Source organism: Cutibacterium sp. LaCa_255, from assembly GCF_057458005.1.
In genome coordinates this window covers 955,770-980,108 of record NZ_CP190956.1, presented here as the reverse complement: position 1 = coordinate 980,108, position 24,339 = coordinate 955,770, and the positions used below count along the sequence as shown (strand labels likewise).

General features: G+C 64.4%; 24 protein-coding genes and 1 pseudogene. All 25 read right to left on the bottom strand.

Translation table 11 applies throughout. From position 1 onward, the window contains the following. Positions 1 to 189 precede the first annotated feature (189 nt). Positions 190 to 423: pseudogene (locus ACP8ML_RS04370) on the bottom strand (ATP-binding protein); the annotation flags it as partial. 433 nt (positions 424 to 856) lie between these two features. Next, positions 857 to 1,489: a histidine phosphatase family protein gene (locus ACP8ML_RS04365; RefSeq protein ID WP_486703038.1), complete on the bottom strand. Its 633-nt coding sequence runs from the start codon at positions 1,487 to 1,489 to the stop codon at positions 857 to 859. Beyond that, entirely contained in the window at positions 1,486 to 1,872 is a 387-nt protein-coding gene (gene rsfS, locus ACP8ML_RS04360; protein ID WP_117189270.1) for a ribosome silencing factor, read from the bottom strand. The genes ACP8ML_RS04365 and rsfS overlap by 4 nt, the downstream gene beginning before the upstream one ends. Next, entirely contained in the window at positions 1,869 to 2,534 is a 666-nt protein-coding gene (gene nadD, locus ACP8ML_RS04355; protein WP_004811736.1) for a nicotinate-nucleotide adenylyltransferase, read from the bottom strand. Before nadD ends, rsfS begins: the two co-directional genes overlap by 4 nt. Continuing rightward, positions 2,534 to 2,656 (bottom strand): hypothetical protein, encoded by a 123-nt coding sequence (locus ACP8ML_RS04350; protein WP_004811737.1) that lies wholly within the window; start codon positions 2,654 to 2,656, stop codon positions 2,534 to 2,536. The genes nadD and ACP8ML_RS04350 overlap by 1 nt, the downstream gene beginning before the upstream one ends. Positions 2,657 to 2,715: 59 nt before the next feature. Then, on the bottom strand, positions 2,716 to 3,963 hold the full coding sequence (locus tag ACP8ML_RS04345) for a glutamate-5-semialdehyde dehydrogenase (RefSeq protein WP_065673964.1): 1,248 nt from the start codon (positions 3,961 to 3,963) through the stop codon (positions 2,716 to 2,718). A 58-nt stretch (positions 3,964 to 4,021) separates the two neighbouring features. Beyond that, positions 4,022 to 5,155, bottom strand: a complete 1,134-nt coding sequence (gene proB / locus ACP8ML_RS04340) for a glutamate 5-kinase (RefSeq protein ID WP_016667373.1) — start codon at positions 5,153 to 5,155, stop codon at positions 4,022 to 4,024. After that, the gene (gene obgE, locus ACP8ML_RS04335; protein ID WP_063279977.1) at positions 5,148 to 6,665 is read right to left on the bottom strand and encodes a GTPase ObgE; all 1,518 of its coding nucleotides are present in this window, start codon (positions 6,663 to 6,665) and stop codon (positions 5,148 to 5,150) included. The genes proB and obgE overlap by 8 nt, the downstream gene beginning before the upstream one ends. 102 nt (positions 6,666 to 6,767) lie before the next feature. Beyond that, entirely contained in the window at positions 6,768 to 8,558 is a 1,791-nt protein-coding gene (locus ACP8ML_RS04330) for an MDR family MFS transporter (protein WP_065673963.1), read from the bottom strand. A gap of 74 nt (positions 8,559 to 8,632) precedes the next feature. Beyond that, on the bottom strand, positions 8,633 to 9,244 hold the full coding sequence (locus tag ACP8ML_RS04325) for a TetR/AcrR family transcriptional regulator (RefSeq protein WP_065673962.1): 612 nt from the start codon (positions 9,242 to 9,244) through the stop codon (positions 8,633 to 8,635). A 100-nt stretch (positions 9,245 to 9,344) separates the two neighbouring features. Then, on the bottom strand, positions 9,345 to 10,013 hold the full coding sequence (locus ACP8ML_RS04320) for a hypothetical protein (protein ID WP_486703037.1): 669 nt from the start codon (positions 10,011 to 10,013) through the stop codon (positions 9,345 to 9,347). Positions 10,014 to 10,214: 201 nt separating this feature from the next. After that, a complete protein-coding gene (rpmA, locus tag ACP8ML_RS04315; RefSeq protein ID WP_004811744.1) occupies positions 10,215 to 10,484 on the bottom strand; it encodes a 50S ribosomal protein L27 in 270 nt (89 codons plus the stop codon). An 11-nt stretch (positions 10,485 to 10,495) separates the two neighbouring features. After that, on the bottom strand, positions 10,496 to 10,804 hold the full coding sequence (gene rplU, locus ACP8ML_RS04310; protein ID WP_002515641.1) for a 50S ribosomal protein L21: 309 nt from the start codon (positions 10,802 to 10,804) through the stop codon (positions 10,496 to 10,498). Between the two features lie 158 nt (positions 10,805 to 10,962). After that, positions 10,963 to 13,470, bottom strand: coding sequence for an Rne/Rng family ribonuclease (locus ACP8ML_RS04305; RefSeq protein WP_419762721.1), 2,508 nt, complete (start codon positions 13,468 to 13,470; stop codon positions 10,963 to 10,965). 612 nt (positions 13,471 to 14,082) lie between these two features. Further along, complete coding sequence (locus ACP8ML_RS04300) at positions 14,083 to 14,823, bottom strand: TIGR03936 family radical SAM-associated protein (protein WP_065673959.1); 741 nt, start codon at positions 14,821 to 14,823, stop codon at positions 14,083 to 14,085. A gap of 2 nt (positions 14,824 to 14,825) precedes the next feature. Then, complete coding sequence (locus ACP8ML_RS04295) at positions 14,826 to 16,778, bottom strand: TIGR03960 family B12-binding radical SAM protein (RefSeq protein WP_063279982.1); 1,953 nt, start codon at positions 16,776 to 16,778, stop codon at positions 14,826 to 14,828. Between the two features lie 43 nt (positions 16,779 to 16,821). Then, positions 16,822 to 17,238, bottom strand: a complete 417-nt coding sequence (gene ndk / locus ACP8ML_RS04290) for a nucleoside-diphosphate kinase (protein WP_004811748.1) — start codon at positions 17,236 to 17,238, stop codon at positions 16,822 to 16,824. Positions 17,239 to 17,270: 32 nt separating this feature from the next. After that, entirely contained in the window at positions 17,271 to 17,657 is a 387-nt protein-coding gene (locus ACP8ML_RS04285; protein ID WP_036975906.1) for a DUF4233 domain-containing protein, read from the bottom strand. Then, on the bottom strand, positions 17,654 to 19,111 hold the full coding sequence (locus ACP8ML_RS04280) for a bifunctional folylpolyglutamate synthase/dihydrofolate synthase (protein WP_065673957.1): 1,458 nt from the start codon (positions 19,109 to 19,111) through the stop codon (positions 17,654 to 17,656). Before ACP8ML_RS04280 ends, ACP8ML_RS04285 begins: the two co-directional genes overlap by 4 nt. Beyond that, complete coding sequence (locus ACP8ML_RS04275; protein WP_081302706.1) at positions 19,108 to 19,464, bottom strand: RNA polymerase-binding protein RbpA; 357 nt, start codon at positions 19,462 to 19,464, stop codon at positions 19,108 to 19,110. Before ACP8ML_RS04275 ends, ACP8ML_RS04280 begins: the two co-directional genes overlap by 4 nt. A 116-nt stretch (positions 19,465 to 19,580) precedes the next feature. Further along, positions 19,581 to 19,823: a preprotein translocase subunit SecG gene (gene secG / locus ACP8ML_RS04270; RefSeq protein WP_016667361.1), complete on the bottom strand. Its 243-nt coding sequence runs from the start codon at positions 19,821 to 19,823 to the stop codon at positions 19,581 to 19,583. Between the two features lie 159 nt (positions 19,824 to 19,982). After that, the gene (gene tpiA / locus ACP8ML_RS04265; protein ID WP_016667360.1) at positions 19,983 to 20,762 is read right to left on the bottom strand and encodes a triose-phosphate isomerase; all 780 of its coding nucleotides are present in this window, start codon (positions 20,760 to 20,762) and stop codon (positions 19,983 to 19,985) included. Next, on the bottom strand, positions 20,762 to 21,970 hold the full coding sequence (locus tag ACP8ML_RS04260) for a phosphoglycerate kinase (protein WP_036975900.1): 1,209 nt from the start codon (positions 21,968 to 21,970) through the stop codon (positions 20,762 to 20,764). Before ACP8ML_RS04260 ends, tpiA begins: the two co-directional genes overlap by 1 nt. A 122-nt stretch (positions 21,971 to 22,092) precedes the next feature. Beyond that, positions 22,093 to 23,100 carry a type I glyceraldehyde-3-phosphate dehydrogenase gene (gap, locus tag ACP8ML_RS04255; protein WP_004811755.1) on the bottom strand — a complete coding sequence of 336 codons (1,008 nt, stop codon included), beginning with the start codon at positions 23,098 to 23,100 and terminating at the stop codon, positions 22,093 to 22,095. 221 nt (positions 23,101 to 23,321) lie between these two features. Then, positions 23,322 to 24,311 carry a DNA-binding protein WhiA gene (gene whiA / locus ACP8ML_RS04250; RefSeq protein WP_065673956.1) on the bottom strand — a complete coding sequence of 330 codons (990 nt, stop codon included), beginning with the start codon at positions 24,309 to 24,311 and terminating at the stop codon, positions 23,322 to 23,324. Positions 24,312 to 24,339 lie beyond the last annotated feature (28 nt).

Genomic DNA, 24,339 nt, shown 5'->3' with positions numbered 1-24,339 from the left:
AGTGTGAAGAAATGATCAAGATCCACCGCGAACACCGGCTGTCACCCACCTCCCCGTCCGGACCATCGATGCCCCGGACCTGTGCAGTACCCGCAGTGGCACAGAAACCCACCAGAAGTCGACCGGCACTCGGTTCGGCCGCCTCTCTGCCGTGCACTGCTCTCGATGGCCACGCCATGACCCGTCGACTCACAGAGTCTGGCGAGCTCGCGTGTGGGCGAGGCGATAGGAGTTGGTTCCGGTCTCGATGATGGTGGCGTTGTAGGTGAGGCGGTCGACGATCGCTGCACAGGGCCTGGGGTCAGTGAAGGTGTCGGTCCAGGCGGAGAAGGACTGGTTGGACGCGATCGCGATGGCGTTCTTCTCCTCCCGCTCTGTAAGGACCTGGAACAACAGCTCGGCGCCGCGCCGGTCGAGCTCCATGTCGCTGTGGGGCTCGAGGGACTGCTTGCCTGGCCGGCCACCTCAACCCAACCGGATGTCCGCCTACTCAAGCAGTGTCTGACCGAGAGTTTCCAGGTGTGGCTGACCGGATCGCAGTCGCCGGAGGCATGACGCTCAAGTCGACTATTCCAAGCGAAAGCCATGCTGCAGGACCAAGCCCACCATCCTCGCTCTCATGCCCAGCGTTGCTCACGTTGTACTGACTGGGGACGTTGATGAATCGCGAGAGGGGAAGCTCAGCGTCGGGCCGACCTTGACATTGCAGGGCACTTGTCCGGTCGGGGCATGTGTTCCATGTCCACGATGACCTCCCAGGCAGTGCCACAAGTACAACTTGTAGTAGCGCCCGTGGGACGAGGTCTCTTGGCGGACGCGAATCAACGTGTCCGATCAGTACACCAGCATCGCCAAGTCACAGTACGGTCGCGTTATATGTCCGCAACCTCCACCGATCGTCCATTCCGCGTCGGTCGGCCTCGCCGGATCCAATCCGATCCAGCACGGTCCACGAGCAATTCCCCAGCCCACCGAACCGAAGGAACTCCGGATACCCACCGCCGAGCAGCCACACCACGGCAGCCCGCAGAGCAAATCCATGGGCCACCAGGCACACCGCCTGGTTCTTCTGCTCGTCCACGGCATCCCTGACCGCCGCCGTCACCCTCTCGGCAACCTCGGCGGTCGTCTCGCCGTCAGAGCGCCGGAAATCCTCGCCAGAGGCCATCAGGCGCGTGTAATGGGGGTCGTTGCGATGTAGATCGGGCACGGTCTCCCCCGCCCACTGACCTACGTCGACCTCTTTGAGCCGGTCATCGAAACCGACCTCGAGACCGGTAGCACGCCCGATCGTCTTGGCCGTCACCCTGGCACGCACCAACGGCGACGACACGATCGCCACCGGATCCATCCCGGCAATGACGGGCGCAACGGCCTCGGCCTGGGCAATCCCCACCGAGGACAGCGGAATGTCCAACTGCCCCTGGAGCCGTCCGTCGGCGTTGAACTCGGTCTCGCCGTGCCGAACCAGGACGATCCGCGTCGTCATATCTGGTCCCAGTCGAGCTGCTCCTCAGGCAGCTGCAGGTCGACGGCCGGGCAGTCCTTCCACAGCCTTTCCAGGGAGTACAGTTCGCGTTCCTCCTGATGCTGCACGTGCACCACGATGTCGACGTAGTCGAGCAACACCCAACGGTTCTCCCGCTCTCCCTCGCGGCGGGCGCGATGAGCCTCGTGCTCATGCATGGTCTGGTCGATGGCGTCGACCACGGCCGACACCTGACGCTCGCTGGCCGCAGAGATGATGACGAAGATGTCAGTGATGGCGAGGTGCTCCGAGACGTCAAGGGCGACGATGTCGAAGCCCTTCTTGTCAAGGGCGGCGTGTGCCGCCACACGGGCGAGCTCGATGGCCTGTTCGGTGGCGCTCAATGATCCTCCGGATTGATGTTGATGTTGTCGTGATAGAGACCGCGCTTGTTGATGTACTGCACGATGCCATCCGGCACGAGGTACCAGATCGGCATGTCCTCCCCGACCCGCTGACGGCAGTCGGTTGACGAAATGGCCATAGCCGGCACCTCGAGAAGAGTGACCTTCTCAGCCGGCAGATGGGAGATGTCCTTGGCTCCCAGCGGCACCCCGGGACGCGACACCCCAATGAAGTGTGCGAGGTCGAACAGTTCCTCAGCGCCACGCCACGTGAGGATGTGACTCAGCGCGTCGGCACCGGTGATGAAGAACAGATCGACATCACTGCCTCGCTCTCGTCGCAGATCCTTGAGGGTGTCGACGGTGTACGTGTCCCCCGGACGATCGATGTCGACCCGTGACACCGAGAATGACGGGTTCGACGCCGTCGCGATGACCGTCATGAGGTAACGGTCCTCGGCCTGCGAAACCTTGCGTCCCTTCTTCTGCCAGGGCACGCCAGTGGGCACGAAAACGACCTCGTCGAGGTCGAACCTGGCCGCAACCTCAGAGGCTGCGACGAGGTGGCCATGATGAATGGGGTCGAAGGTACCGCCCATCACCCCGAGCCGGTAACGGCGTCCGTTGTGGACCCGCGCCAGCCCCAGCTCAACACTCGGCATCAGGAATGCGGCCGACCCTTGCCGATACCACGAACGATGCCAAGTGCAATCAGCAGCACCAGCAGCGTCAGGATACCGACGACGAGGGCCGAGGACTCCATGAGAAGAGGAACCATGCTCATGGCGCCTCAGCCTATCCCACAACCACCCCAGAACGACCGTTGAACGGTCAAGGACGGCCTCACGGACGGGTCTGACCGTCTCCCTGCAAGACGTAGGTCGTCGTCGTCATCTCCCACAGACCCATCGGTCCGCGGGCATGGAGCTTCTGGGTGGAAATACCGATCTCGGCACCAAATCCGAACTCCCCGCCATCGACGAACCGGCTGGAGCAGTTCACCAGCACCGCCGCGGCATCGACGCTGGAGGTGAAGAACTCCTGGGAGGTCATCGACCTTGTGATGATCGTCTCCGAGTGGCCCGAACCGTGCTTGGCTATGTGGTCGACGGCCTCCTCCAGGTCGTCGACGATGTGCAGCGCGAGGTCCAGGGACAGGTACTCGTCGTCGTACTCATCGGGCTCGGCCGGCACGATGCGGGGATCCAGCCGAGTACTGTCCTCATCGCCATGCACCGTCACTCCGCGATCGCTCATGGCGTCCACCAGCAGCGGCACTGCGGTGTCCGCAATTCCCCGATGCACCAGCACCGTCTCGATGGCATTGCACACACTGGGACGCTGCGTCTTGGCATTGACGGCGATGCTGATCGCCATCTCCACATCGGCACTGGCGTCGATGACGAGGTGGCAGTTGCCGGTTCCGGTCTGGATGACGGGCACCTCAGCCCCGGAGACGACGGCGTTGATGAGCCCGGCCCCACCACGCGGAATGAGCAGGTCGACGTACCCACGGGCAGCCATGAGCTCGTCGGTGACCTCATGGCCACCCTCGACGAGCTGCACCGCCTCACGGATTTCCTCGGGCAACCGGGAGCGCATCGCCGCGATGACGGCACGGTTGGACTCTAGAGCCGAGGACGATCCTCGCAACAGGCAAGCGTTGCCGGACTTGAGGCAGATACCGGCGGCGTCAGAGGTGACATTGGGACGAGCCTCGTAGATGATCCCGATGACGCCGATCGGCACCCGGACCTGCTCCACCTTGACTCCCAGCGGGGTGTGCCAGCCACGCACGACCTCACCGACGGGGTCGTCGAGCCGAGCGACCCCTTCCAGGCCGACGGCCATTCCCTCGACCCGTTCCGGGGTGAGGGTGAGACGATCGACGATGGCCTCGTCCATCCCGTCCTCACGGCCACGATCGACATCGGCACGGTTGGCGGCCAGGATGTCGTCGACGTTCTTGCGCAACCCGGCGGCCATGGCCATCAGCAGGTCGTCCTTGTCGATGCGACGCAGCCGACGCAACACCGTGGCAGCAGATCGGGCAGCCTTGGCCTGTTCGATGACTCGCGAGCTCATGGCCACATGGTATTCGTCAGGTGGGCATGGGCAACACCACCATGGTGACCACAGCGACGGTGAGTCACTTCTTGGTAGTTCGACGACGGCTCAACACCATGGCGTCGCGATGGATGATCTCCCGGGACGCCGCCGGGCCCATTTCCGCGGCCAGCCAGGCGCTCGAACGTCCTCTCATCACGCGCACCTCGTCATGGGAGAACTGAGCGATGCCGCGCCCGACGAGCCGACCGTCCGGGGCTAGGATCGTCACCGGATCACCCGCCTGGAAATCCCCGTGAACCCGAGTGACACCCACCGCCAACAACGACGAATGGCGTGTGGTGAGGGCCTCGACGGCCCCCTCGTCGATGACGATCTGGCCCTGCGGGGTAGCGGCGTCGGCCAGCCACAGCAGACGCCGGGACCGCCGCGTCGCCATCGGTCGGAAGTAGGTGCCCACGGCTGCCCCACCCAGGACGCCACGGGCGTCCGAAGCCGATGCGAGCACCACAGGAACCCCCGCGCTGGTGGCCATTCGGGCGGCCTCCAGCTTCGTCGTCATGCCCCCGGTACCGACCCCGGATCCGGCCTTGTGGGTGTCGATCTCCAGCGCGTCAATGTCCTCGACGACATCCAGACGACGGGCGTCCGGGGAATCCGGATGAGCGGTGTAAAGGGCGTCGACGTCAGACAGCAGCACGAGGGCCTGAGCGCGCACCAACTCAGCCACCAGGGCAGCGAGTCGGTCGTTGTCGCCGAACTTGATCTCCCCGGTGGCAACGGTGTCGTTCTCGTTGACGATTGGCACGACTCCCAGCTCGAGCAGGGTGTCCAGGGTCGACCAGGCATTTCGATAGGAGGTGGGGCGGACCAGGTCATTGACGGTCAGCAGTACCTGTCCGACCCGCAACCCGTGGCTGGCAAAACGTGACGTGTAGTGGGCCAGCAGGATTCCCTGCCCGACCGAGGCTGCCGCCTGCTTGCCGGCCACGCTCCGTGGGCGGTGGGTCATTCCCATCGCTGGGAACCCGGTGGCGATGGCTCCTGAGCTCACCAGGACGACCCGCTTGCCGTCCGCGACGACCTCGCTAAGCACGTCGACCAGCTCGTCGACACGGCGAACATCGATCCCGCCGCCGGGCAGGGTCAACGAGGATGATCCGATCTTGACCACCACAGTGGTGGCCGCGGAAATGACTCGACGTTGATCAGTCACGGCTCTCGAACCGCTCATCCTCGGCGACGCGGGCACGCCACGACTCACCCCGTGGATCGCGGCCGACCTGGCCGTATTCCTCACGGGCGCGGTGATATTCGCGATCCATCTCGCGACGACGGGTGGCCGAGGGACGCTCGGTCTCCAGACGCTGGTCCTCACCGCGGCGGGACAACAGCTCGGCACCCGACTCGATCTGCGGGGCGAAGTCGAAGATGACGGCGTCCTCACCGCCGACGGCGACGGCGTCACCGGCAATGGCCCCCATGGCCAGCAGCTCCTCCTCGACGCCCAGGCGGTTGAGGCGATCCGACAGGTAGCCGACGGCCTCCGGGTTGTTGAAGTCAGTCTGAGCGACCCAACGAGCCGGCTTGTCACCGGTCACACGCCACAGGAAACCGCCCTCACCGTCGCCCTGACGCTTGATGGAGAAGGCCGGGCCCTCCTCCTTGGGCCTGGGCCGGATGACGATCCGCTCCGGCTCGGGTTCGGGCTCGTCCTCGCGAGCCTTCTCGACCAGATCGGCCATGGCGAACTTGAGGGAGTTGAGCCCCTCTCCGGACTTCGTCGAGACACGGAAGACCGCCCAGCCACGCTTGCCGACATCGTCGAAGACGATGTCGGCCAGGTCAGCGGCGTCTGGGACGTCAACTTTGTTGAGCACCACCAGACGTGGACGATCCTCCAGGCCACCATGGGCAGCAAGCTCCCCCTCGATGACGTCGAGGTCGGTGACAGGGTCGCGACCCGGCTCGTAGGTGGCGCAGTCGATGACGTGGACGATGGCCCGGCAGCGCTCGATGTGGCGCAGGAAGTCGAAGCCAAGACCCTTGCCCAGCGAGGCTCCCGGGATGAGGCCGGGCACGTCCGCGACGGTGTAGGTCGTCTCCCCTGCGACGACCACGCCAAGATTCGGCACCAGGGTGGTGAAGGGATAATCGGCAATTTTCGGCTTCGCTCGCGAGATCGCCGCGATGAGGCTGGACTTTCCGGCCGAGGGGAATCCCACCAGGCCGATGTCGGCGACGACCTTGAGCTCGAGCAGGACCTTGCGCTCCTCCCCGGCCTCACCGAGCAAGGCGAAGCCGGGGGCCTTGCGCGCCGAGTTGGCCAGCGCGGCATTGCCGAGACCACCACGACCACCGGCCGCGACGACGAGCTCGGATCCCGCTCCGACGAGGTCTCCCAGTGGCTCGCCGGTGTCGGCGTCGGAGACGACCGTGCCCTCGGGAACACCCAGGACGATGTCGGAGCCGTTGGCCCCGGCTTGGTTGTCACCGCGTCCGGGCTCTCCGTTGGTGGCCTTGCGAGTGGACTGCCAGTGATAGTCGACCAGGGTCGTCACCTGGGGGTCGACGCGCAGAATGACCGACCCGCCATGACCGCCGTTGCCACCATCGGGGCCGCCCAACGGCTTGAACTTCTCACGTCTGACGGAGGCGCAGCCGTGTCCCCCCTTGCCCGCCACGGCGGTCAGCGTCGCGCGGTCGACGAAGGACGGGATGGCCATGTTCTGCTCCTCGAAGATGGGGTCGGGCCGTCTGGCCCAGGGTGGATCACAAGTCTAGACGCCGGGACGCGCCACCCCTTCCAGGTGGCGCGTCCCGAACTGTCAGGCCTGTGCTGGTCGTTCCGGTCCAGCAGCTCGACGCGGCGGAGCTCCTTCAACCTTCACGGCATCTGCGTTATGCCGTGGCGTACCGGAGGGCTCGTCCCTCTCCGAGCCGTCCGGAGCCTCAGCGCGGGCGTCCTGGGAAGGAATCTCCACAGCGTCACCGGAGGCTGCCAAAGTCTCCTGAGAAGTTCTCTCCCTGGACTCAGACGCGGCGCGCATCTGGATACCAGTGTGGTGGGACAGCGGCACGTCCTTGAGGAGGAAGGCCAGCAGACCTGCTACAGCAACCATCGGGGCCATCCACAGGAACAGCGGGGTCAGGGAGTTGACGTAGGCCTGGACGATACCGTCCCGAATGGCGTCAGGCATCTGATTGACGGCACCCGGGGTCAGCGAGGCTGCGGCGTGGCTGTGCGAGCTCATCGAGCCCAGCGCCTTGAGAACGGTCGGATCCTTGCTGGTGGCCAGGGAGGTGAACAGGTCCGTGACACGATTGGTCAGGCGGGTGGTGAAGGCCACGCCGATAAGAGAAGAGCCCAGGCACACACCGATCTGACGGAAGAAGTTGTTGTGGCTGGTGGCCGTTCCCAGCAGGGTTGGGCGGACGTCGTTCTGGACCGCCATGACGAGCAGCTGGAAGAACATACCCATGCCCAGACCGAGGACGAAGGTGTCGCCCATGATCCGCCAGACCGGGGAGTCCTGGTTCAGGGTCGACATCAGCGTCATGCCACCGGCAGCGACGATCGGGCCGATGATGATGAAGATGCGGTAACGACCTATCCGGGAGGTCAACAGGCCAGTCACCGTCGAGGCCAACAGAATACCGATCGTCATGGGGATGAGCAGTAGACCAGACACCGTGGCCGAGTAGCCGTAGGTCATCTGCATGTAGGTCGGCAGATAGGCCAGCACACCGAACATGGCGCCCATGGCGAGCATTCCGATGATCGTCGAGACGACGAAGGTGCGGTTGTGGAACAGCTCCAGCGGCAGCACCGGGTCCTCGACCCGACACTCGACGACGGGCAGCACAGCCCACGCCACGACCGCGACGACGCCCAGGCCGATGATCTGCCAGGACAGCCAGTGGTACTGGGAACCGCCCCAGGTGGCCACCAGCACGATGGCCACGGCGCCGACGTCCATAAGGGTCAGACCTAGCCAGTCAATCTTCGTCGTCAGCTCATGCTTGGGTAGCTTGAGGGCGAAGAGGCAGGCCACCCAGGCCACGACACCCAGCGGCAAGTTGATCCAGAACACCCAGCGCCAGGAGATCGAGTCGGTGAGCCAGCCGCCCAGCAGCGGGCCGAGCACCGAGGACACACCGAACATCGCGCCCATCGGCGCCATGTAGGCGGCACGAACGCGCGGTGGGATGAGGTCGCCGGTGATGGCCTGGGACAAGATCATGAGGCCACCGCCACCCAGGCCCTGGATGAAGCGGAAGAAAATGAAGGTGATCATGGTGTTAGCGGTGCCGCACAGGGCAGACCCCAGCAGGAACAGGCCAATGGCGATGAGGTAGAGGGTCTTACGACCGATGAGGTCGGAGAGACGGCCATACAGCGGCATACCGACGGTGATGGCCAGGGTGTACGCGGTGATGACCCACGCCATGTGCTCGACGCCGGACAGGTCACCGACAATGGTCGGCAGAGCGGTGGCGACGATCGTCTGGTCCAAGGAGGACAGGAACATCACCATCATGAGGCAGAGATAGACAACCCAGAATCGACGATCTGGTTTGAACTTGGCAGCCTCAGGAACGGCAGCAGTTGCAGACATGTCACAGCTTTCTGATGTTGGATGGGAAGTGCGGGGCGCGCTGTCGCGCAGGTTGTGACGAGTCAGCTCGCTGCTCACGGCGTCAAGACCGACACCTGATCGCCGGCCAATTCCGCGGACAGCCTGACCCAGACATCGACGACCCGGTCAAAGGTGCCGACCACCTCGGCAGAACTGGCCCCAGGACGGACCATGGCCGCTTGGAAGACTGAGCGCTCCATCGCCTGGATGGTGCCCACGAGGGCAAGGACTTCCAGAGAGTCCTCGGAGCGGCCGATCCGGCGAGCAGCTGCCGCCATGAGGGCAGCGCGTTGACAGTCAACGGACTCCTTGAGGGCCATCCGAAGCTCGGTGCTCTCCCCGCTGATTCTCATGAGCTCTCGCAGATCGTCGAGGTCGACGTCGAAGCTTCGCCACCTGGCATCGAGCAGGGTGCGAATGGCATCGGCCAGTGACGTCGAGGTGTCCGTCGCGAAGGTCTCGAGGGCCTCCTCCGAGTGGGCGACCACCGGAGGCAGATAGACGTCGTACTTGGACGGGAAGTGGTTGAACACGGTTCGTCGCGACACCCCAGCACGCTCGGCGATGTCGTCGACTGTGACCTCGTCCACCGGCTTCTCGACCGACAATTCCATTGCGGCACGGCGAATGACGCCCTGAGTGCGGATTGCTGTTGGTGAAGTCACACTCACAATTTTACACTGAGTGCAGTGTCTGCATCAAGTGCAGAATCTGCACCCAGTACACAAAGGGTCACGCCCTCGGTGAACGACGGCGTGAGAAGGTTCACCGGAAGGCGCGCCAGGCACCTTTGAGATAAGGCCAGGCACGTTGGGCTGACTCCCGCCACTGCTCGAGCGAGCCGGTGGCCCGATGCACCCAGGATCCGGCTTCCTGACCGACCGATGGCGCCAACCACAGCACCCCGACGACAACCGTGAACACACTCACGACGAGGGCCACTGTGACCATGCGGGTCCACATCCCTCGACGTTGACGAGCTCCCGAGACATTGTCGTGGGTCCGGGAGAACCATCTGGTAAAGAAGGCACCGCCCAGAGCGATGACGAGGCTGGTGACGGCAGCGCCGATCATCGTCCCGCCGATTCCCAGGCCTCCCACGACTCCGGTCGCAACGGCCGAGGCGCAGGCGCCAGCCGCCACCTCATAGGGTTGAGGCCACCGGTGACGGGGCTCGGCCTTCTGCGCGGGTGCCGCTTGGGCAGCCCGAGGGTTGTGAGACTCAGCTGCGGCGGGCCGAGAGGAACGAATCGGTGCCAGCGGCGCGGTAATCCTGGGCATCGACCCCGTCGACACCAAGGTCGGCGCGTCCGACCCCGGCTCGATCCGGTACAGCCACCTCTCGTCCTCGCTGAATATCCGATTACCCACGGTTCTCTGATCTCCCATCGTCACAGGGTCGATAACGACCAAGTTTTGAGAGTAGGTCGCCATTTCGCGGCACAGTGACGACCACGGTCGCTGCGAGGATCCGACGACAGTCACAATCCCCGGCATAATTCTCAGGTTCCGCCAAGTCGCGGGCACACAAATGCTCAGGTACCGAATTCCCGATTCCGCTCAGATCGATCCCCCAGACGCAGATCGGCCCCCACCTCAAGGGCGGGGGCCGATCAACATCTGTGTCGTGGGGACTCAGGCCTCGACCGGGACCTCCACGGGGTTCACGTTGACGATCTTGCGGCCACGACGGGTGCCGAACTCGACATTGCCGTCACGCAGGGCGAAGAGGGTGTCGTCGCCACCGCGGCCAACCCCGTCACCGGGGTGGAAGTGAGTGCCGCGCTGACGCACGATGATCTCGCCAGCGTTGACGAGTTGACCGCCGAAACGCTTCACGCCGAGACGCTGAGCGTTGGAGTCACGACCGTTGCGCGAAGAGGACGCGCCCTTCTTGTGTGCCATGTCTGTCTACCTCAGCCTTCGATTCCGGTGACCTTGACCTGGGTGTACTTCTGACGGTGCCCCTGGCGCTTCTTGTAGCCGGTCTTGTTCTTGTACTTGAGGATGCGGATCTTCGGGCCCTTGGTCTCGCCGAGAACCTCAGCGGTGACCTTGACCTTTCCGAGCGCGTCCTTGTCGGAGGTGACGGACTCGCCATCAACCACGAGGAGCGGGGTCAGCTCGATGCTGCTGCCCGCCTCGTCGGCGACCTTGTCGATCTCGACGACGTCACCCACTGCCACCTTGTGCTGGCGGCCGCCACTACGCACGATCGCGTACACGCCTGACCTACTCTCGTTCTTGTCGTACATTTCCGGGGCCGGAACCAACGGCCCCGGACAAACCTGACCGACGACTCGCGCCGGACCGGCTGCTCATTTTACATTTCCTGTGGTGGACGGTCAAAACGACCGTCCACCGCCCTTACCCGGGCCCATCCTCACTTGGAATGGGACTTACCAGAGGAGCCTTTGCGACCGCGTCCACGGCCCTTGGAACGCTCACCACCATCGGCCGGGGCCTGGGAATCCACCGGCTTGTCGAAGCGGTGGTAGCCACGGCCACCACAGGCCTCACACTCCTCAGTGAAGGCCTCAGCCAGGCCGGTGCCGATCTTCTTGCGGGTCATCTGGACCAGCCCCAGCGACGTCACCTCGGCAACCTGGTGGCGGGTGCGATCCCGTCCCAGGCACTCGGTGAGGCGACGGACCAGGAGCTCACGGTTGGTCGGCAACACCATGTCGATGAAGTCGACGACGATGATTCCGCCGATGTCCCGTAGCCGCAGCTGACGGACGATCTCCTCGGCCGCCTCCAGGTTGTTGGCGGTGACGGTGGCCTCGAGGTTGCCGGCAGATCCGGTGAACTTGCCGGTGTTGACGTCGATGACCGTCATGGCCTCGGTGCGGTCGATGACCAGCGACCCACCCGAGGGCAGGTAGACCTTGCGCTCCAGGGCCTTGGCGACCTGCTCGTCGATGCGGTGCTCAGCGAAGGGATCCTTATCGGCGTCCTCCCAGTGAGTCAGGCGCGAGGCCATCTCCGGGGCGACGTGATCGACATAGGCCTTGATGGTGTCGTAAGCGTCGTCCGAGCCACCGTTGCCGGCGATGACGAGCTCGGAGAAGTCTGCGGTGAACAGGTCACGGATGATGCGCACCGTCAAGTCCGGCTCCGAGTACAGCATGAGCGGCGCCTTGCTGGTGCTGGCCTTGCGCTCGATGACCTCCCACTGAGCCTTGAGACGGTTGATGTCGCGGACGAGATCCTCCTCGGTGGCCCCCTCTGCGGCAGTGCGCACGATGACGGAGGCATCCGACGGGATGTTGTTCTCGACGATCTTCTTGAGGCGCTTGCGCTCGGAGTCGGCCAACTTGCGGGAGATTCCCGAGAGATGACCGCCGGGCGAGTAGACGACGAAGCGTCCAGGCACCGATATGTGACTGGTCAGACGAGCACCCTTGGCGCCAACCGGGTCCTTGGTGACCTGCACCAGGACCTGGTCTCCCGACTTCAGGGCATGCTCGATGCGCTTGTCCTCACCCTCCTTGCCGTACTTGGCCCAGTCGACCTCGCCGGCGTAGAGCACGGCGTTGCGACCACGGCCGATGTCGATGAACGCGGCCTCCATCGAGGGCAGGACGTTCTGGACCTTGCCCAGGTAGATGCTGCCGATCGAGGACGCGGCCGAGGCACGGTCGACGTAGTGCTCGACGAGGACGCCGTCCTCCAGCACCGCCAACTGCGAGTACTCGTCGGACTGACGGACGACCATCTTGCGGTCCACCGATTCGCGGCGAGCCAGGAATTCGGCGTCGGTGATGACCGCGCTGCGTCGGCGACCGGCGGCACGCCCCTCACGACGACGCTGCTTCTTGGCCTCCATACGAGTCGAGCCCTCGATGCCGGTGACCTCGTCAGCCACCGACTGACGCGAGCGCGGCTCACGAACCTTGATGACGACCTCGCTGGGATCGTCGTCAGAACCGCTGATGTCCTCACCACGGCGGCGGCGACGACGGCGACGACGACGGGTGGTATCCGAATTCCGGGACTCCGAGCCATTCTCAGAGCTGTTCCCCGAGTCGTCATCGTCGTCCGACTCGCCCTCCGAAGTGTTGTCCTCGGTGTCCTCGCTGCGCCGACGACGACGTCCACCCCGACGACGGCGACGACGGTTCTGGCCTTCCTCCTCGGAGGTGGTGTCCTCGGACTCGGAGGTCGTCTCCTCCTCGACGGAATCAGCAGTCTTCTCGTCCGACTTCTCGTTCTTCTCGCTAGAGCCCTTTCGGTCCTTGGCCTCGCCCTTGCCCTTCTCAGGCTCGAGCTCGGCCACCTCCTCGGTCTTCTCGGCGGTCTCCTCAGCGTGATTGCCAGCCTCGGACGGACGAGTGGCGCGACGGCGACGCCTCTTCGGCACCGCGGCCTCTCCCCCTCCGATCTCGACGGCCAAGGAGTCGAGGATGTCGCTGGCCGAGCGCTCCTCACCGTCCTTGAGCCCGAAGGGATTGGCCAGGGTTCCCTCAACCTTGTGATTACGGGCCTGGGCCTTGGCCTTGGTCAACGCGGCATTGATGGGATCGTCGTCAGATCCCTTGTTCTTGGCACTCTTGTCATCCTTGGCATCCGTGATGGTCGCCTTGCCCTCGGTATTTTCCTCGGACTTGTCAGAAGCCCGGGAGGAACGACGGCGAGTGGCGCGACGACGCTGGGAGGTTCCACGCTCGGTCTCGACGGACGGAGCGGTCTCAGATGCGCCACGACGGGTGGTGCGGGTCTCGGAATCCTCGTTCGTCTCAGTGGCGGACTCGGTGTTGTCAACCTCGGACGGGGACTCGTTCTCGGCGGCCGCGCGGGTGCTCCTGGTCCTCGTCCGGGTCGAGTTGGCAGCGGAGTCGCCATTGCGGCGGGTACGGGTGCGACGCGGCTTCTCGGCCCCGGTCGTCATCTCCTCGGACATCGTGTCCTCGGTCTTCGTCTCGGCGGCCTTGGGGTCCTCAGTCTTCGGGGTCTCGGTCTTCCTGGGTTCCTCGACCTTGAGGGTCTCAGCCTTGGCGGCCTTGCGACGGCGTCCCATCGGAGGGCGAGGAAGGTCGGATGCCTCGGCGTCGGAGGTGATGACGGAGCCGCCGGTACCGGCAGCGGTGATCGTCACCGAGGCGCTCGCGGTCTCGCCTTGGGCAGGAGCCCCGGCAGGACGCGATGCGGCCCGACGGCGTCGAGAAGCGGGAATCTCAGCGGTGGAATTCTCGTCAGAATTCAATGTGGTGTTGTCAGTCTCGTCGAGCATTGTGCTCTCCTTGGCCTTTCGGCACGGTCAGTGCCCACCCGGGTACGGCCCTGCGAAAATCCTTCCGCAGACGTGTGCAAACGCCTCGCGCTGTACTGACGGCGTCATCCCCGGCATGGGGCAAAAGCTTTCGGTGAGCCCTCGAGTCCCCCGCGGTCGCCTCTCGGCGTCGCGGTAAGAACCGTCGAGTGGGGTGGCACCCCGTTCACCTGAGTCCCAGTATGTCACGTCACAGGGGTCGATGCCAGATACCGCACAGTGACGACGACGTCACCACACCGTTACGGCAGCCCTGGAAAACGGGTCGGCCAGGACCGTCGAAACCCCGCTGGCATCCTCGTCACAGGCGCCCTGAGCCAGTCGCGTTGCCCGCGCGGCGTCAACGTCCAGCGCCGGGCATTTCTCGGCCAACGCACGCAGTACGTCATCCGGCCGAACCAACGGAGTGACGTGACGCAGCATGAGCCGCAGCTTCCCGTCCGAGACGTCCAGACCGATGAGAGCTGCACGGACGTCGAAGGTGCGCATACCGGACTTCGTCATCCGCTCCACCTCGACGGTCTCGGCTGTCATGACGGCTTTCACGGCCTCGGCCAGCCCTGCAACCTCACCAGCGGGCGCGATGAGCCAGGCCGACGCCGTCAACAGTTCGGTGAAGGGGGTGCGATCAGTCTCGACGACTTCCAGCACCTCCATGCCGGGTGGCATTTCGGTGCCAAGGACCGTCAGGACCTTGTCCGGGTCGCAGATCTCGGCCAACGCCACCTCGAGGTACTCGGCCTCCGAGGCCGCCCCGGTGGCCGAGGCGTTGGCGTAGGAGATACGCGGGTGCGGGCTGAATCCCGACGAGTACGCCATCGGAATGTGGGCCCGGTTGAGAGCTCGCTCGAAGGCGCGGGCGAAGTCACGATGGGAGGTGAACCTGGCGGTGCCGCGCTTGGCGTACCGCATCCTCAACCTCTGCTTCGGCGGGGCCTGCTGCTCGGGCTGCTTCTGGGCGCGCTTCGACATCGTCAGGCCTCCTTCGCCGGCGCGAGGTCAGGGTTGACCGGGGTCAGCGGGATGAGCGAATGCCCTGACGGACCCACCTGGATCTCGGTACCCATCTGCGGGCACACCCCACAGTCGTAGCAGGGGTTCCAGCGGCAGTCGTCGACGGCCTCGCCGTCTAGGGCGTCTTGCCAGTCGTCCCACAACCAGTCGCGGTCAAGTCCGGAGTCAAGATGGTCCCAGGGCAGCACTTCCTCGTAATCACGCTCACGAGTGGTGAACCAGTCCAGGGAGACACCGAGCGGCTCGAGCTCCTGCTCACAGCATGCCACCCACCGGTCGTAGGAGAAGTACTCGTTCCAACCGTCGAAGACTCCCCCGTCACGCCAGACGGCCTCGATGACCTTGCCGACCCGTCGGTCACCGCGCGAGAGCAGCCCCTCGATGATGCCGGGGCGCCCGTCGTGGTAGCGCATGCCGATGGACCGACCGAACTGGCGGTCAGCGCGAATAGAATCTCGTAGCACGGACAGGCGGTGGTCGACCTCGTCGGCAGACGCCTGGGCGGCCCACTGGAAGGGAGTGTGAGGTTTGGGCACGAATCCGCCGATGGAGATCGTGCACCGAATGTCCTTGCGTCCGGCCGCAGCACGACCGGCCTCGATGACGTGGGAGGCCATGTCGTGGATTCCCAGCACATCCTCGTCGGTCTCGGTGGGCAGACCGCACATGAAGTACAGCTTCACCTGACGCCAACCATTGCCGAATGCGGTGGCAACGGTGCGGATGAGGTCGTCCTCGGTCACCTGCTTGTTGATGACCTGGCGCATCCGCTCCGAGCCTCCCTCGGGAGCGAAGGTGAGACCAGAACGACGACCGTTGCGGCTCAACTCGTTGGCAAGATCGATGTTGAAGGCGTCCACGCGAGTGCTCGGCAGGGACAGGGACACATTCGTCCCCTCGTAGCGATCCGCAAGCCCCTTGGTGATGTCAGAAATCTCCGAGTGGTCGGCGCTCGACAGGCTCAACAGACCGACCTCTTCCAGACCGGTGGCCTGCAGGCCGTTATCGACCATCTGGGCGATCGTGTCGATGGATCGCTCGCGCACCGGACGGGTGATCATGCCCGCCTGGCAGAACCGGCAGCCACGGGTGCAGCCGCGGAAGATCTCCACCGAGTAGCGCTCGTGGACGGTCTCGGCGACCGGGACGATGGGCTTCTTCGGATACTGCCACTCGTCAAGGTCCATGACGGTGTGTTTGGAGACGGTGAACGGTGCCTCCGGACGATTAGGGGCAACTCGACCGATCGTTCCGTCGTCGAGGTATTCGACGTCGTAGAAGGAAGGTACGTAGACCCCGCCGGTCTCGGCAAGCCTCACCAGCAGACCTTCGCGTCCGCCCGGTCGGCCTTCCTCCTTCCAGCCCCGGATGATCTCGGAGATCTCCAGGGAGGCCTCCTCACCGTCCCCCAGGACGGCGGCGTCGATGAAGTCGGCTACGGGTTCGGGATTGAAGGCGGCGTGACCGCCGATGAGGACGATGGGGTCGTCATCGGTGCGATCAACCTGATGGACGGGGATACCGGCCAGACTGATGGCATTGAGCATGTTAGTGTAGCCCAACTCCGTCGACAGTGAGACCGACATGACGTCGAAATCGCGCACCGGCCGGTGCCCGTCAAGGGTGAACTGAGGAATCCCAGCAGCTCTCATCTGCTTCTCCATGTCCGGCCACACCGAGTAGGTGCGCTCAGCCAGGATCCAGTCACGTTCATTGAGCACCTCGTAGAGGATGGCCACGCCCTGATTGGGCTGGCCAACCTCGTACGCGTCGGGGTACATCAGGACCCAGCGGACGTCAGCGTCCTGCCAATCCTTGACGATGCTGTTGTGCTCCCCACCCACGTACTGGATGGGTTTGTTGACTCGGGCCAGCAGCGGTTCAATCCTACCGAGGAGATCCTGGGTACTCACGAACGGTCATGGTAGGCGGTTCGGGCCGGATCACGGAACCAGATCACACCAGATCGGGGAACCAGATGCCGATCTCGCGCTCGGCGGATTCCGGGCAGTCAGAGGCGTGGACGAGGTTGCGGTTCTTGAGCGTGCCGTAATCGCCACGAATTGTTCCTGGAGCTGCCTCGGCGCAGTCAGTCTTGCCATTCATGGCGCGAACGACCTGGATGGCCTTGCGTCCCTCGAGCACCAGGGCGACCAGCGGCCCGGAGGTGATGAACTCCTCCAGCGGCGGGTAATAGTCGCGTCCGACGTGCTCGGCGTAATGATTGGATGCAGTATCAACATCAATCGTCCGCAGCTCCATTGCGCGCACGATGAGACCCTTGGCCTCGTACCTGCTAATGATCTCGCCAATGAGATGACGCTCAACGGCATCCGGCTTCAGCAGGACCAGGGTACGTTCCGTGTCAGTCATGGCCCCAACTTATCGCAGCGCGGATCACGACCTCAGCGGACCTCGGGGTTTCCGTCAATACGCCTACCCAGCACGATAATAGACACCCAAATCGCGGCGAAGACGATCCCGACGGCGTACATCATCGGGGTGGCCAGCCCCAGCAGGATTCCAAAGATCTGCAGGGCCCATGCAAGCAGGTATCCCCACGTGCGGGGGACGCCAACAGCGCAGAGGATCGAGGCGACCATGCCGATACATCCCAGGACAACTGACATGGCCACACTGATGCCGGAGACCAAGATCATGCCCGGGATCGTCAGGCCGAAGACGATGACCTCAAAGGCCAGGAAACTCACCACGACCTTCGTCATCGGGTTGCCCGCGGGCAGGGTGAGGAAGCTTCCTCTTGCGATCCCGGGCTGCGCGGCCATCGTCACCAACCTCCGTCGTCATTCATGTCGGTGACCATGTCATCGTCAGGCAGTGGGTCGAGGCGCTGACCCTCCATCGCCTCGATCTGTTCCTGGGACAGGTCCGGGGTCTCGACGATGGCGGTCTGCGGAGCGTCAAGCATGGTGCCGTCGGGACGCAGGATCGCCCTGGCACGACCCGCCAGCACGACCGATCCGGCGATGAGGACACCGGCCCCTGGCCCGGACGCATCTGCGATGCGGAAGGCTTCCTCAAGGGCCTCGGGGACGTCCGCAACCCGGGTAAGGTGGTCGTCATCCCAATGGGCCGAGGCCTTCTCCGCCAAGTCGTCAACACTCAAGGCACGCGGCAGGTCCGGCATCGAGGTGACGATGACGTGGCTCACCGAGTCCGACAGCACCGACAGCACCCCGTCGATGTCCTTGTCGGCCATTGCCGCCACGACAGCGATGAGGGGCTCGGTCTCGAAGGACTCGCGCATCCCGGCCATCGCCGACGTCGCTCCGTGGGGATTGTGGAAAGTGTCGAGGATGACGAGCGGAGACCGTCGGACGACCTCGAGACGAGCTGGAGCCTCCACAGCAGCCAAACCCTGCTCGATGATGGCGGGCTTGAGCGGCCCGGTGAGAGCCTCGGTCGCCGCAACAGCCTGGGCAGCGTTGTGAGCCATGTGTTCACCGAAGAGCGGAAGGAACAACTCCCCCAGCGGCCCGGAAGCGGTCTGAACACGCAGCACCTGGCCGCCGAGGGCACTGCGGCGGTCCAACAGGCCCCAGTCCGGGCCCTCCAGCAGCGGCTTGACGCCGGCGTCGGTGCACTGGGCAAGCAGGATCGGCGCGGCTTCCGGCTCCTGGCCAGCAATGACCGGAGTGCAACCTGGTTTGATGATTCCCGCCTTCTCGGCGGCAATTTTGTCGATGGTGTTGCCAAGGATGTGCATGTGGTCCATGGCGACAGGGGTGACGACCGCAACAGTTGCGTCGGCAACGTTGGTGGCATCCCAGCGTCCTCCCAGGCCGACCTCGACCACAGCGACGTCCACCGGGGCATCCGCGAAAGCCGCGAAGGCCATGGCCGTTACGACCTCGAAGAAGGTCATCTGGATGCCGTCGATGTGCTGACCGTCGACCATGGCCACCATCGGCTCGATCTGACGCCAGGTCTCGTCGAACAGCTCGCGGCTGACGGGACGACCGTCGATGCAGATGCGCTCGGTGACGTCGACCAGATGTGGGGAGCAGTAACGTCCCACCCGCAGACCGGCGGACCGCAGCAGCGAGTCGATCATGATGGCCGTCGATCCCTTGCCGTTGGTGCCGGCAATCTGGATGACAGGGCAGGCCTGCTGTGGGTTGCCCAGCAGGTCCAGAAGGGCACGTTCCCGGTCAAGGCCGGGACCGATGCGGTGCTCTGGCCAACGAGCGGTCAGCTCTGCCACGAGCTGGTCATGGCTGCTCAATAGATGACCTCGCCATCACGTCGACGCTGACGCAGGTTCTCCAGCGCCTCGGCGAGGATGGCAGCGGCCTCGGCCTCGCTGCGGCGCTCCTTCACATAGGCCAGATGAGTCTTGTAAGGCACGATCTTCGGCGGAGCAGGAGGATTGGCCTGATCACGGTTGGCCGGCAGACCGCACTTCGGGCAATCCCAGGTGTCGGGGACCTCTGCCTCGGCCGAGAAGGCCGGGCGGATCACGTGGTGGTTGGCGCAGAAGTAGGAGACGTACTCGCGGGGGGCAGACTCGCCGCGCTCTGCCTCTCCCATGGGGCCGGCACCGACGCGACTTCCACGGATGGCGCTTCCACCTGACATTCGTTCACTCTCCTCGAGGGGGTCACAATACTGCCTGGGGGGCAGCATCATTGGGGGTCGGAAGGGATCAGCCCTCCCTTGTGCTCCTGCGCGGCAGACTGCCGCCCGATTCCGGCTCAGGAATGGCTGTAGAGCACCAGCAGGACAATGATGGAGGCCAGCCATAGCAGGCCAATGACGACCGTCAGACGGTCAAGATTCCGCTCAGCCACGGAGGTTCCACCCATGGAGGTCGACACACCTCCACCGAAGAGGTCGGAGAGGCCGCCGCCCTTGCTCTTGTGGAGGAGGACGAAGAGGGTGAGGATGACGCTCAGCACGCACAGGATGATCGACATCGTCAGCACGGGCCAGGTCATGAGGGGAGCCGAAATCACGTCGTACAGGGTAACTCACGAGCCGCCAGATCCCCACATCGAGCCCCGAAACCATGCGCGAAGTGTGCATACACATCAACGCAGGGACGAAACGACCCCCGCACCGAGTGGTGCGGGGGTCGTCGTTGAACTTGTCGCGGATCAGGCCTCGTAGAAGGTCACGATCTTGGAGAAGTCGCCAGCCTTGAGCGAAGCGCCGCCCACCAGGGCGCCGTCAACATCAGGCTTGGCCATGATCTCGGCGACGTTGGCCGGCTTGACCGAGCCGCCGTACTGGATGCGCACGGCCTCGGCGGTCGGGGCGTCGTAGAGCTCCTTGACGGCCTCGCGGATGGCCTGGCAGACCTCCTGGGCGTCGTCAGCGGTGGCGGTCTCGCCGGTGCCGATGGCCCAGATGGGCTCGTAGGCGATGACGAGCTTGGCGACCTGCTCGGCCGAGATGCCGTCGAGGTCAGCCTTGATCTGGCCGACGGTGTGCTCGACGTGCTTGCCGGCCTTGCGAACCTCGAGGTCCTCGCCACAGCAGATGATCGGGGTCATGCCATTCTCGATGGCCTTCTTGGCCTTGACGTTGACCAGCTCGTCGGACTCGTTGTGGTACTCGCGACGCTCGGAGTGACCAACGACGACGTAGGAGCAGCCCAGCTTCGACAGCATGGTGCCGGACACCTCACCGGTGTAGGCGCCGTCGTCGTGAGCGGAGATGTCCTGGGCGCCATAGGCGATCGGCAGCTTGTCACCGTCGATGATGGTGGCCACGGAGCGGATGTCGGTGAATGGCGGGATGACGACGGCCTCGGACTTGGAGGAGTCGTATCCGGCAGCCTTGAGGGCCTCACCGAGATCCTGGACGAGGGAGGTGGCGGCAACGTGGTCGAGATTCATCTTCCAGTTGCCGGCCATGATCGGGGTACGAGACATCAGTTGTTCTCCTTGAGGACTGCGATTCCGGGCAGCTCCTTGCCCTCCATGAGCTCGAGGGAGGCGCCACCACCGGTGGAAATGTGACCGAACTGGTCGTCGGCGAAGCCGAGGGCGCGAACGGCGGAGGCGGAGTCTCCACCGCCAACCACCGAAAGGCCGTCGACCTCGGTGAGAGCCTGGGCAACGGCCTTGGTGCCGAGCTCGAGGCCCTTGATCTCGAAGACGCCCATCGGGCCATTCCAGAACACCGACTTGGCGCCCTTGATGGCCTCGGCGTAGGCCTTCTCGGTCTCCGGGCCGACGTCGAGGCCCATCTTATCGGCCGGAATGGCGTCGACGGGCACGACGTCGACCTGGCCGACGGTGTGGGCATCGAAGTCGACGTCAGAGGCGACGCGGACGTCGGTCGGCAGCAGGATCTGCTTGCCAGCGGCCTTGGCGGCCTCGAGGTACTTCTTGCAGGCCTCGACGGAGTCATCGTCGACCAGCGACTTGCCGACCTCCAGGCCCTGTGCCTTGAGGAAGGTGAACAACATGCCGCCACCGACGACAAGGGTGTCGGCAACCTTGAGCAGGTTGTCGATCACGGCGAGCTTGTCGGCGACCTTGGCACCACCGAGGACGACGACGAACGGACGCTTCGGGTCGGCGGTCAGGCCCTCGAGGACCTCGACCTCCTTGGCGACCAGGGAGCCAGCAGCGCTCGGCAGCAGCTTGGCGACGTCGTAGACGGAAGCCTGCTTGCGGTGCACGACACCGAAACCGTTGGAGACGTAGAACTCACCGAAGGAGGCGTACTTCTTAGCGAGCTCGGTGCGCTCAGCCTCGTCCTTGCTGGTCTCGCCCTTCTCGAAGCGGACGTTCTCGACCAGAGCGATCTCGCCGTCGGCGAGGGACTCGGAGGTCTTGGTGGCGGACGGGCCGACGACGTCCTCAGCGAGCTTGACGTCGAGGTTCATGAGCTCGCCCAGACGCTTGGCGACCGGGGCCAGGGAGTACTTGGGATCGACGGCACCCTTGGGACGACCGAGGTGGGCGAGCACAGTGGTGCGCGCGCCGGCCTCGTGCAGCTGGGTCAGGGTGGGCAGGGCGGCCTTGATGCGGCCGTCATCGGTGATCTTGTCCCCGTCGAGCGGGACGTTGAAGTCGCAACGGATGACGACGCGCTTGCCGCGCAGGTCTCCGAGATCCTCAACAGATTTCATGTGGAAGCCCTTTCTTAAGGCGATGGTCGTGAACGACGTTTCACGAGCGTCGTGGCCCGGGTACGGATGACGGCCCCGCGCCCGCATGGGCACGGGGCCGTCATCAGCTCACGATGGTGAGATCAGGCAAGCTTGCTGGCGACGAGCTTGGTGAGGTCAACCAGACGGTTGGAGTAGCCCCACTCGTTGTCGTACCAAGAGAGGACCTTGACGAGGTTACCGATGACCTTGGTCTCGGTGGCGTCGAAGATCGAGGAGTGCGGGTCGCCCTCGATGTCCTTCGACACGATCGGATCCTCGGTGTAGGCCAGGATGCCCTTCAACGGACCCTCAGCAGCCTTCTTGACGGCAGCCTGGACCTCCTCGACGGTGGTCTCCTTGGAGGTCTGGAAGGTCAGGTCGGTCAGGGAGCCGGTCGGAGTCGGGACGCGGACGGCGAGGCCGTCGAACTTGCCCTTGAGCTCCGGCAGGACCAGGGCCACGGCCTGGGCGGCGCCGGTCTTGGTGGGGATCATGTTGAGGGCAGCAGCGCGGGCGCGACGCAGATCCTTGTGGGGGGCGTCTTGCAGGCGCTGGTCACCGGTGTAGGCGTGAACGGTGGTCATGATGCCACGCTCGATGCCGAAGGCGTCGTTGAGGACCTTGGCCAGCGGGGCGAGGCAGTTGGTGGTGCACGAAGCGTTCGAGATGACGTTGTGCTTCTCGGTGTCGTAGTCGTCGCTGTTGACGCCCATGACGAAGGTGCCGTCGACGTTCTTGCCGGGAGCGGAGATGATGACCTTCTTGGCGCCAGCCTCGATGTGGGCCTTGGCCTTCTCGCCATCGGTGAAGAGTCCGGTGGACTCGACAACGATCTCAGCGCCGAGCTCCTTCCAAGGGAGGTCAGCGGGGTTGCGCTCGGCAAGGACCTTGATGGTCTTGCCGTCAACGGTGATGGAGTCATCGTCGTAGCTGACCTCACCGGAGAAACGACCCATGATGGAGTCGTACTTCAGGAGGTGGGCCAGGGTCTTGGTGTCGGTGAGGTCGTTGACGGCCACGACCTCGAGGTCAGCACCCTGCTCGGAGAGGGCGCGGAAGAAGTTACGGCCAATACGGCCAAACCCGTTGATACCAACCTTGACGGTCATTAAGGAATCTCCTCCAGATGAGGTTTGTGCGTTCAGCACTCGGACATCTCTAAGCATAGCGACCAAGGGCAATGAACAAAGCCCTGGCCCCGTTTTAAGGCAATGTCACGGGCGAACGATCACGAGCATCGATCAGGTCGACGCACAAATGACCATGCGGTTGCGTGAATCCCTCCCTGGTGGGAGGAGCCAAGGGCCGGTTGTAGACGCCGGGATGGTGATCAGGCGCGGTCGTCGCGCATCTCGGGAGGAAGACTCTCCACCGTGGTGGGCTCGCCGTTGTTACGGGCCGTCTTGTCGGCCAGGGCCAACAGACGACGAATCCGTCCGGCAATGGCATCCTTCGTCAACGGAGGTTCGTGCAACTTACCCAATTCTTCCAAGCTGGCATTTCTGTGCTCAAGGCGAAGTTGGCCAGCGGCCTGGAGATGTTCCGGAACGGAATCCCCGAGGATTTCCAGCGCGCGTTCCACCCTGGCACTGGCAGTGACAGCAGCTCTGGCGGAACGACGCAGGTTGGCATCGTCAAAATTGGCAAGACGATTCGCCGACGCCCTCACCTCACGGCGGAGACGACGATCCTCCCAGACCAGCACCGATTCGTGGGCGCCCATCCGCGTCAGCATGGCGGAAATGGCATCACCGTCCCGGATCGTCACGCGGTCGATGCGTCGGGACTCCCGCTGCTTGGCCGGGATCTCCAGACGGCGAGCTGCACCCACCAGAGCCATTGCGGCCTCCTCACCGGGAGCGGTGATCTCCATGGCCATGGAACGTCCAGGTTCGGTCAGGGAACCACGGGCCAGGAAGGCGCCACGCCACGCGGCAGCCTGGCAGCACCGTCCGCCACCGACGACCGGAACCGGAAGGCCACGCACCGGGCGACCGCGACGATCGAGCAGACCCGTCAGACGAGCCAGATCAGCGCCGCCGCGCACCATCCGCACCAGGTACCGGGTGTTCGAGTGCAAACCAGTGCCATTGACGACGACGAGGTCGGTGTCGAAACCGAAGACCTCCTGGATGGATTGACGAAGTCGTCGCGCCGCACCCCCGGTGTCGACCTCGGCCTCAATCGTGATGTGGCGATGCTGCACTAAATGGATGCCACCTGCGAAGCGAAGGGTGGTGGCGATCTCGGAACGGCGGCAGCACAGCTTCTGCACCGGCACCGTCGCGAGTTCGTTCTTCACCTGCAGGGTGAGCGACATGTGGTTCTAGCCTCCGGAAAGGAATACA

Bases quoted from the DNA above. Each gene is read 5' to 3' on its own strand.
- secG (WP_016667361.1), bottom strand. From the start codon at position 19,823: ATGACCTGGCCCGTGCTGACGATGTCGATCATCCTGTGCGTGCTGAGC.
- ACP8ML_RS04330 (WP_065673963.1), bottom strand. From the start codon at position 8,558: ATGTCTGCAACTGCTGCCGTTCCTGAGGCTGCCAAGTTCAAACCAGAT.
- ACP8ML_RS04300 (WP_065673959.1), bottom strand. From the start codon at position 14,823: ATGTCGAAGCGCGCCCAGAAGCAGCCCGAGCAGCAGGCCCCGCCGAAG.
- ACP8ML_RS04320 (WP_486703037.1), bottom strand. From the start codon at position 10,013: ATGGCGACCTACTCTCAAAACTTGGTCGTTATCGACCCTGTGACGATG.
- ACP8ML_RS04350 (WP_004811737.1), bottom strand. From the start codon at position 2,656: ATGAGCATGGTTCCTCTTCTCATGGAGTCCTCGGCCCTCGTCGTCGGT.
- whiA (WP_065673956.1), bottom strand. From the start codon at position 24,311: ATGTCGCTCACCCTGCAGGTGAAGAACGAACTCGCGACGGTGCCGGTG.
- rpmA (WP_004811744.1), bottom strand. From the start codon at position 10,484: ATGGCACACAAGAAGGGCGCGTCCTCTTCGCGCAACGGTCGTGACTCC.
- ACP8ML_RS04275 (WP_081302706.1), bottom strand. From the start codon at position 19,464: ATGTCAGGTGGAAGCGCCATCCGTGGAAGTCGCGTCGGTGCCGGCCCC.
- ACP8ML_RS04365 (WP_486703038.1), bottom strand. From the start codon at position 1,489: ATGACGACGCGGATCGTCCTGGTTCGGCACGGCGAGACCGAGTTCAAC.
- gap (WP_004811755.1), bottom strand. From the start codon at position 23,100: ATGACCGTCAAGGTTGGTATCAACGGGTTTGGCCGTATTGGCCGTAAC.
- nadD (WP_004811736.1), bottom strand. From the start codon at position 2,534: ATGCCGAGTGTTGAGCTGGGGCTGGCGCGGGTCCACAACGGACGCCGT.
- obgE (WP_063279977.1), bottom strand. From the start codon at position 6,665: ATGGCCATCCCGTCCTTCGTCGACCGCGCGACGCTGACCGCCGTGGCG.
- ACP8ML_RS04260 (WP_036975900.1), bottom strand. From the start codon at position 21,970: ATGAAATCTGTTGAGGATCTCGGAGACCTGCGCGGCAAGCGCGTCGTC.
- tpiA (WP_016667360.1), bottom strand. From the start codon at position 20,762: ATGTCTCGTACCCCGATCATGGCCGGCAACTGGAAGATGAATCTCGAC.
- ACP8ML_RS04305 (WP_419762721.1), bottom strand. From the start codon at position 13,470: ATGACGACCGGGGCCGAGAAGCCGCGTCGCACCCGTACCCGCCGCAAT.
- ndk (WP_004811748.1), bottom strand. From the start codon at position 17,238: ATGACTGACACGGAACGTACCCTGGTCCTGCTGAAGCCGGATGCCGTT.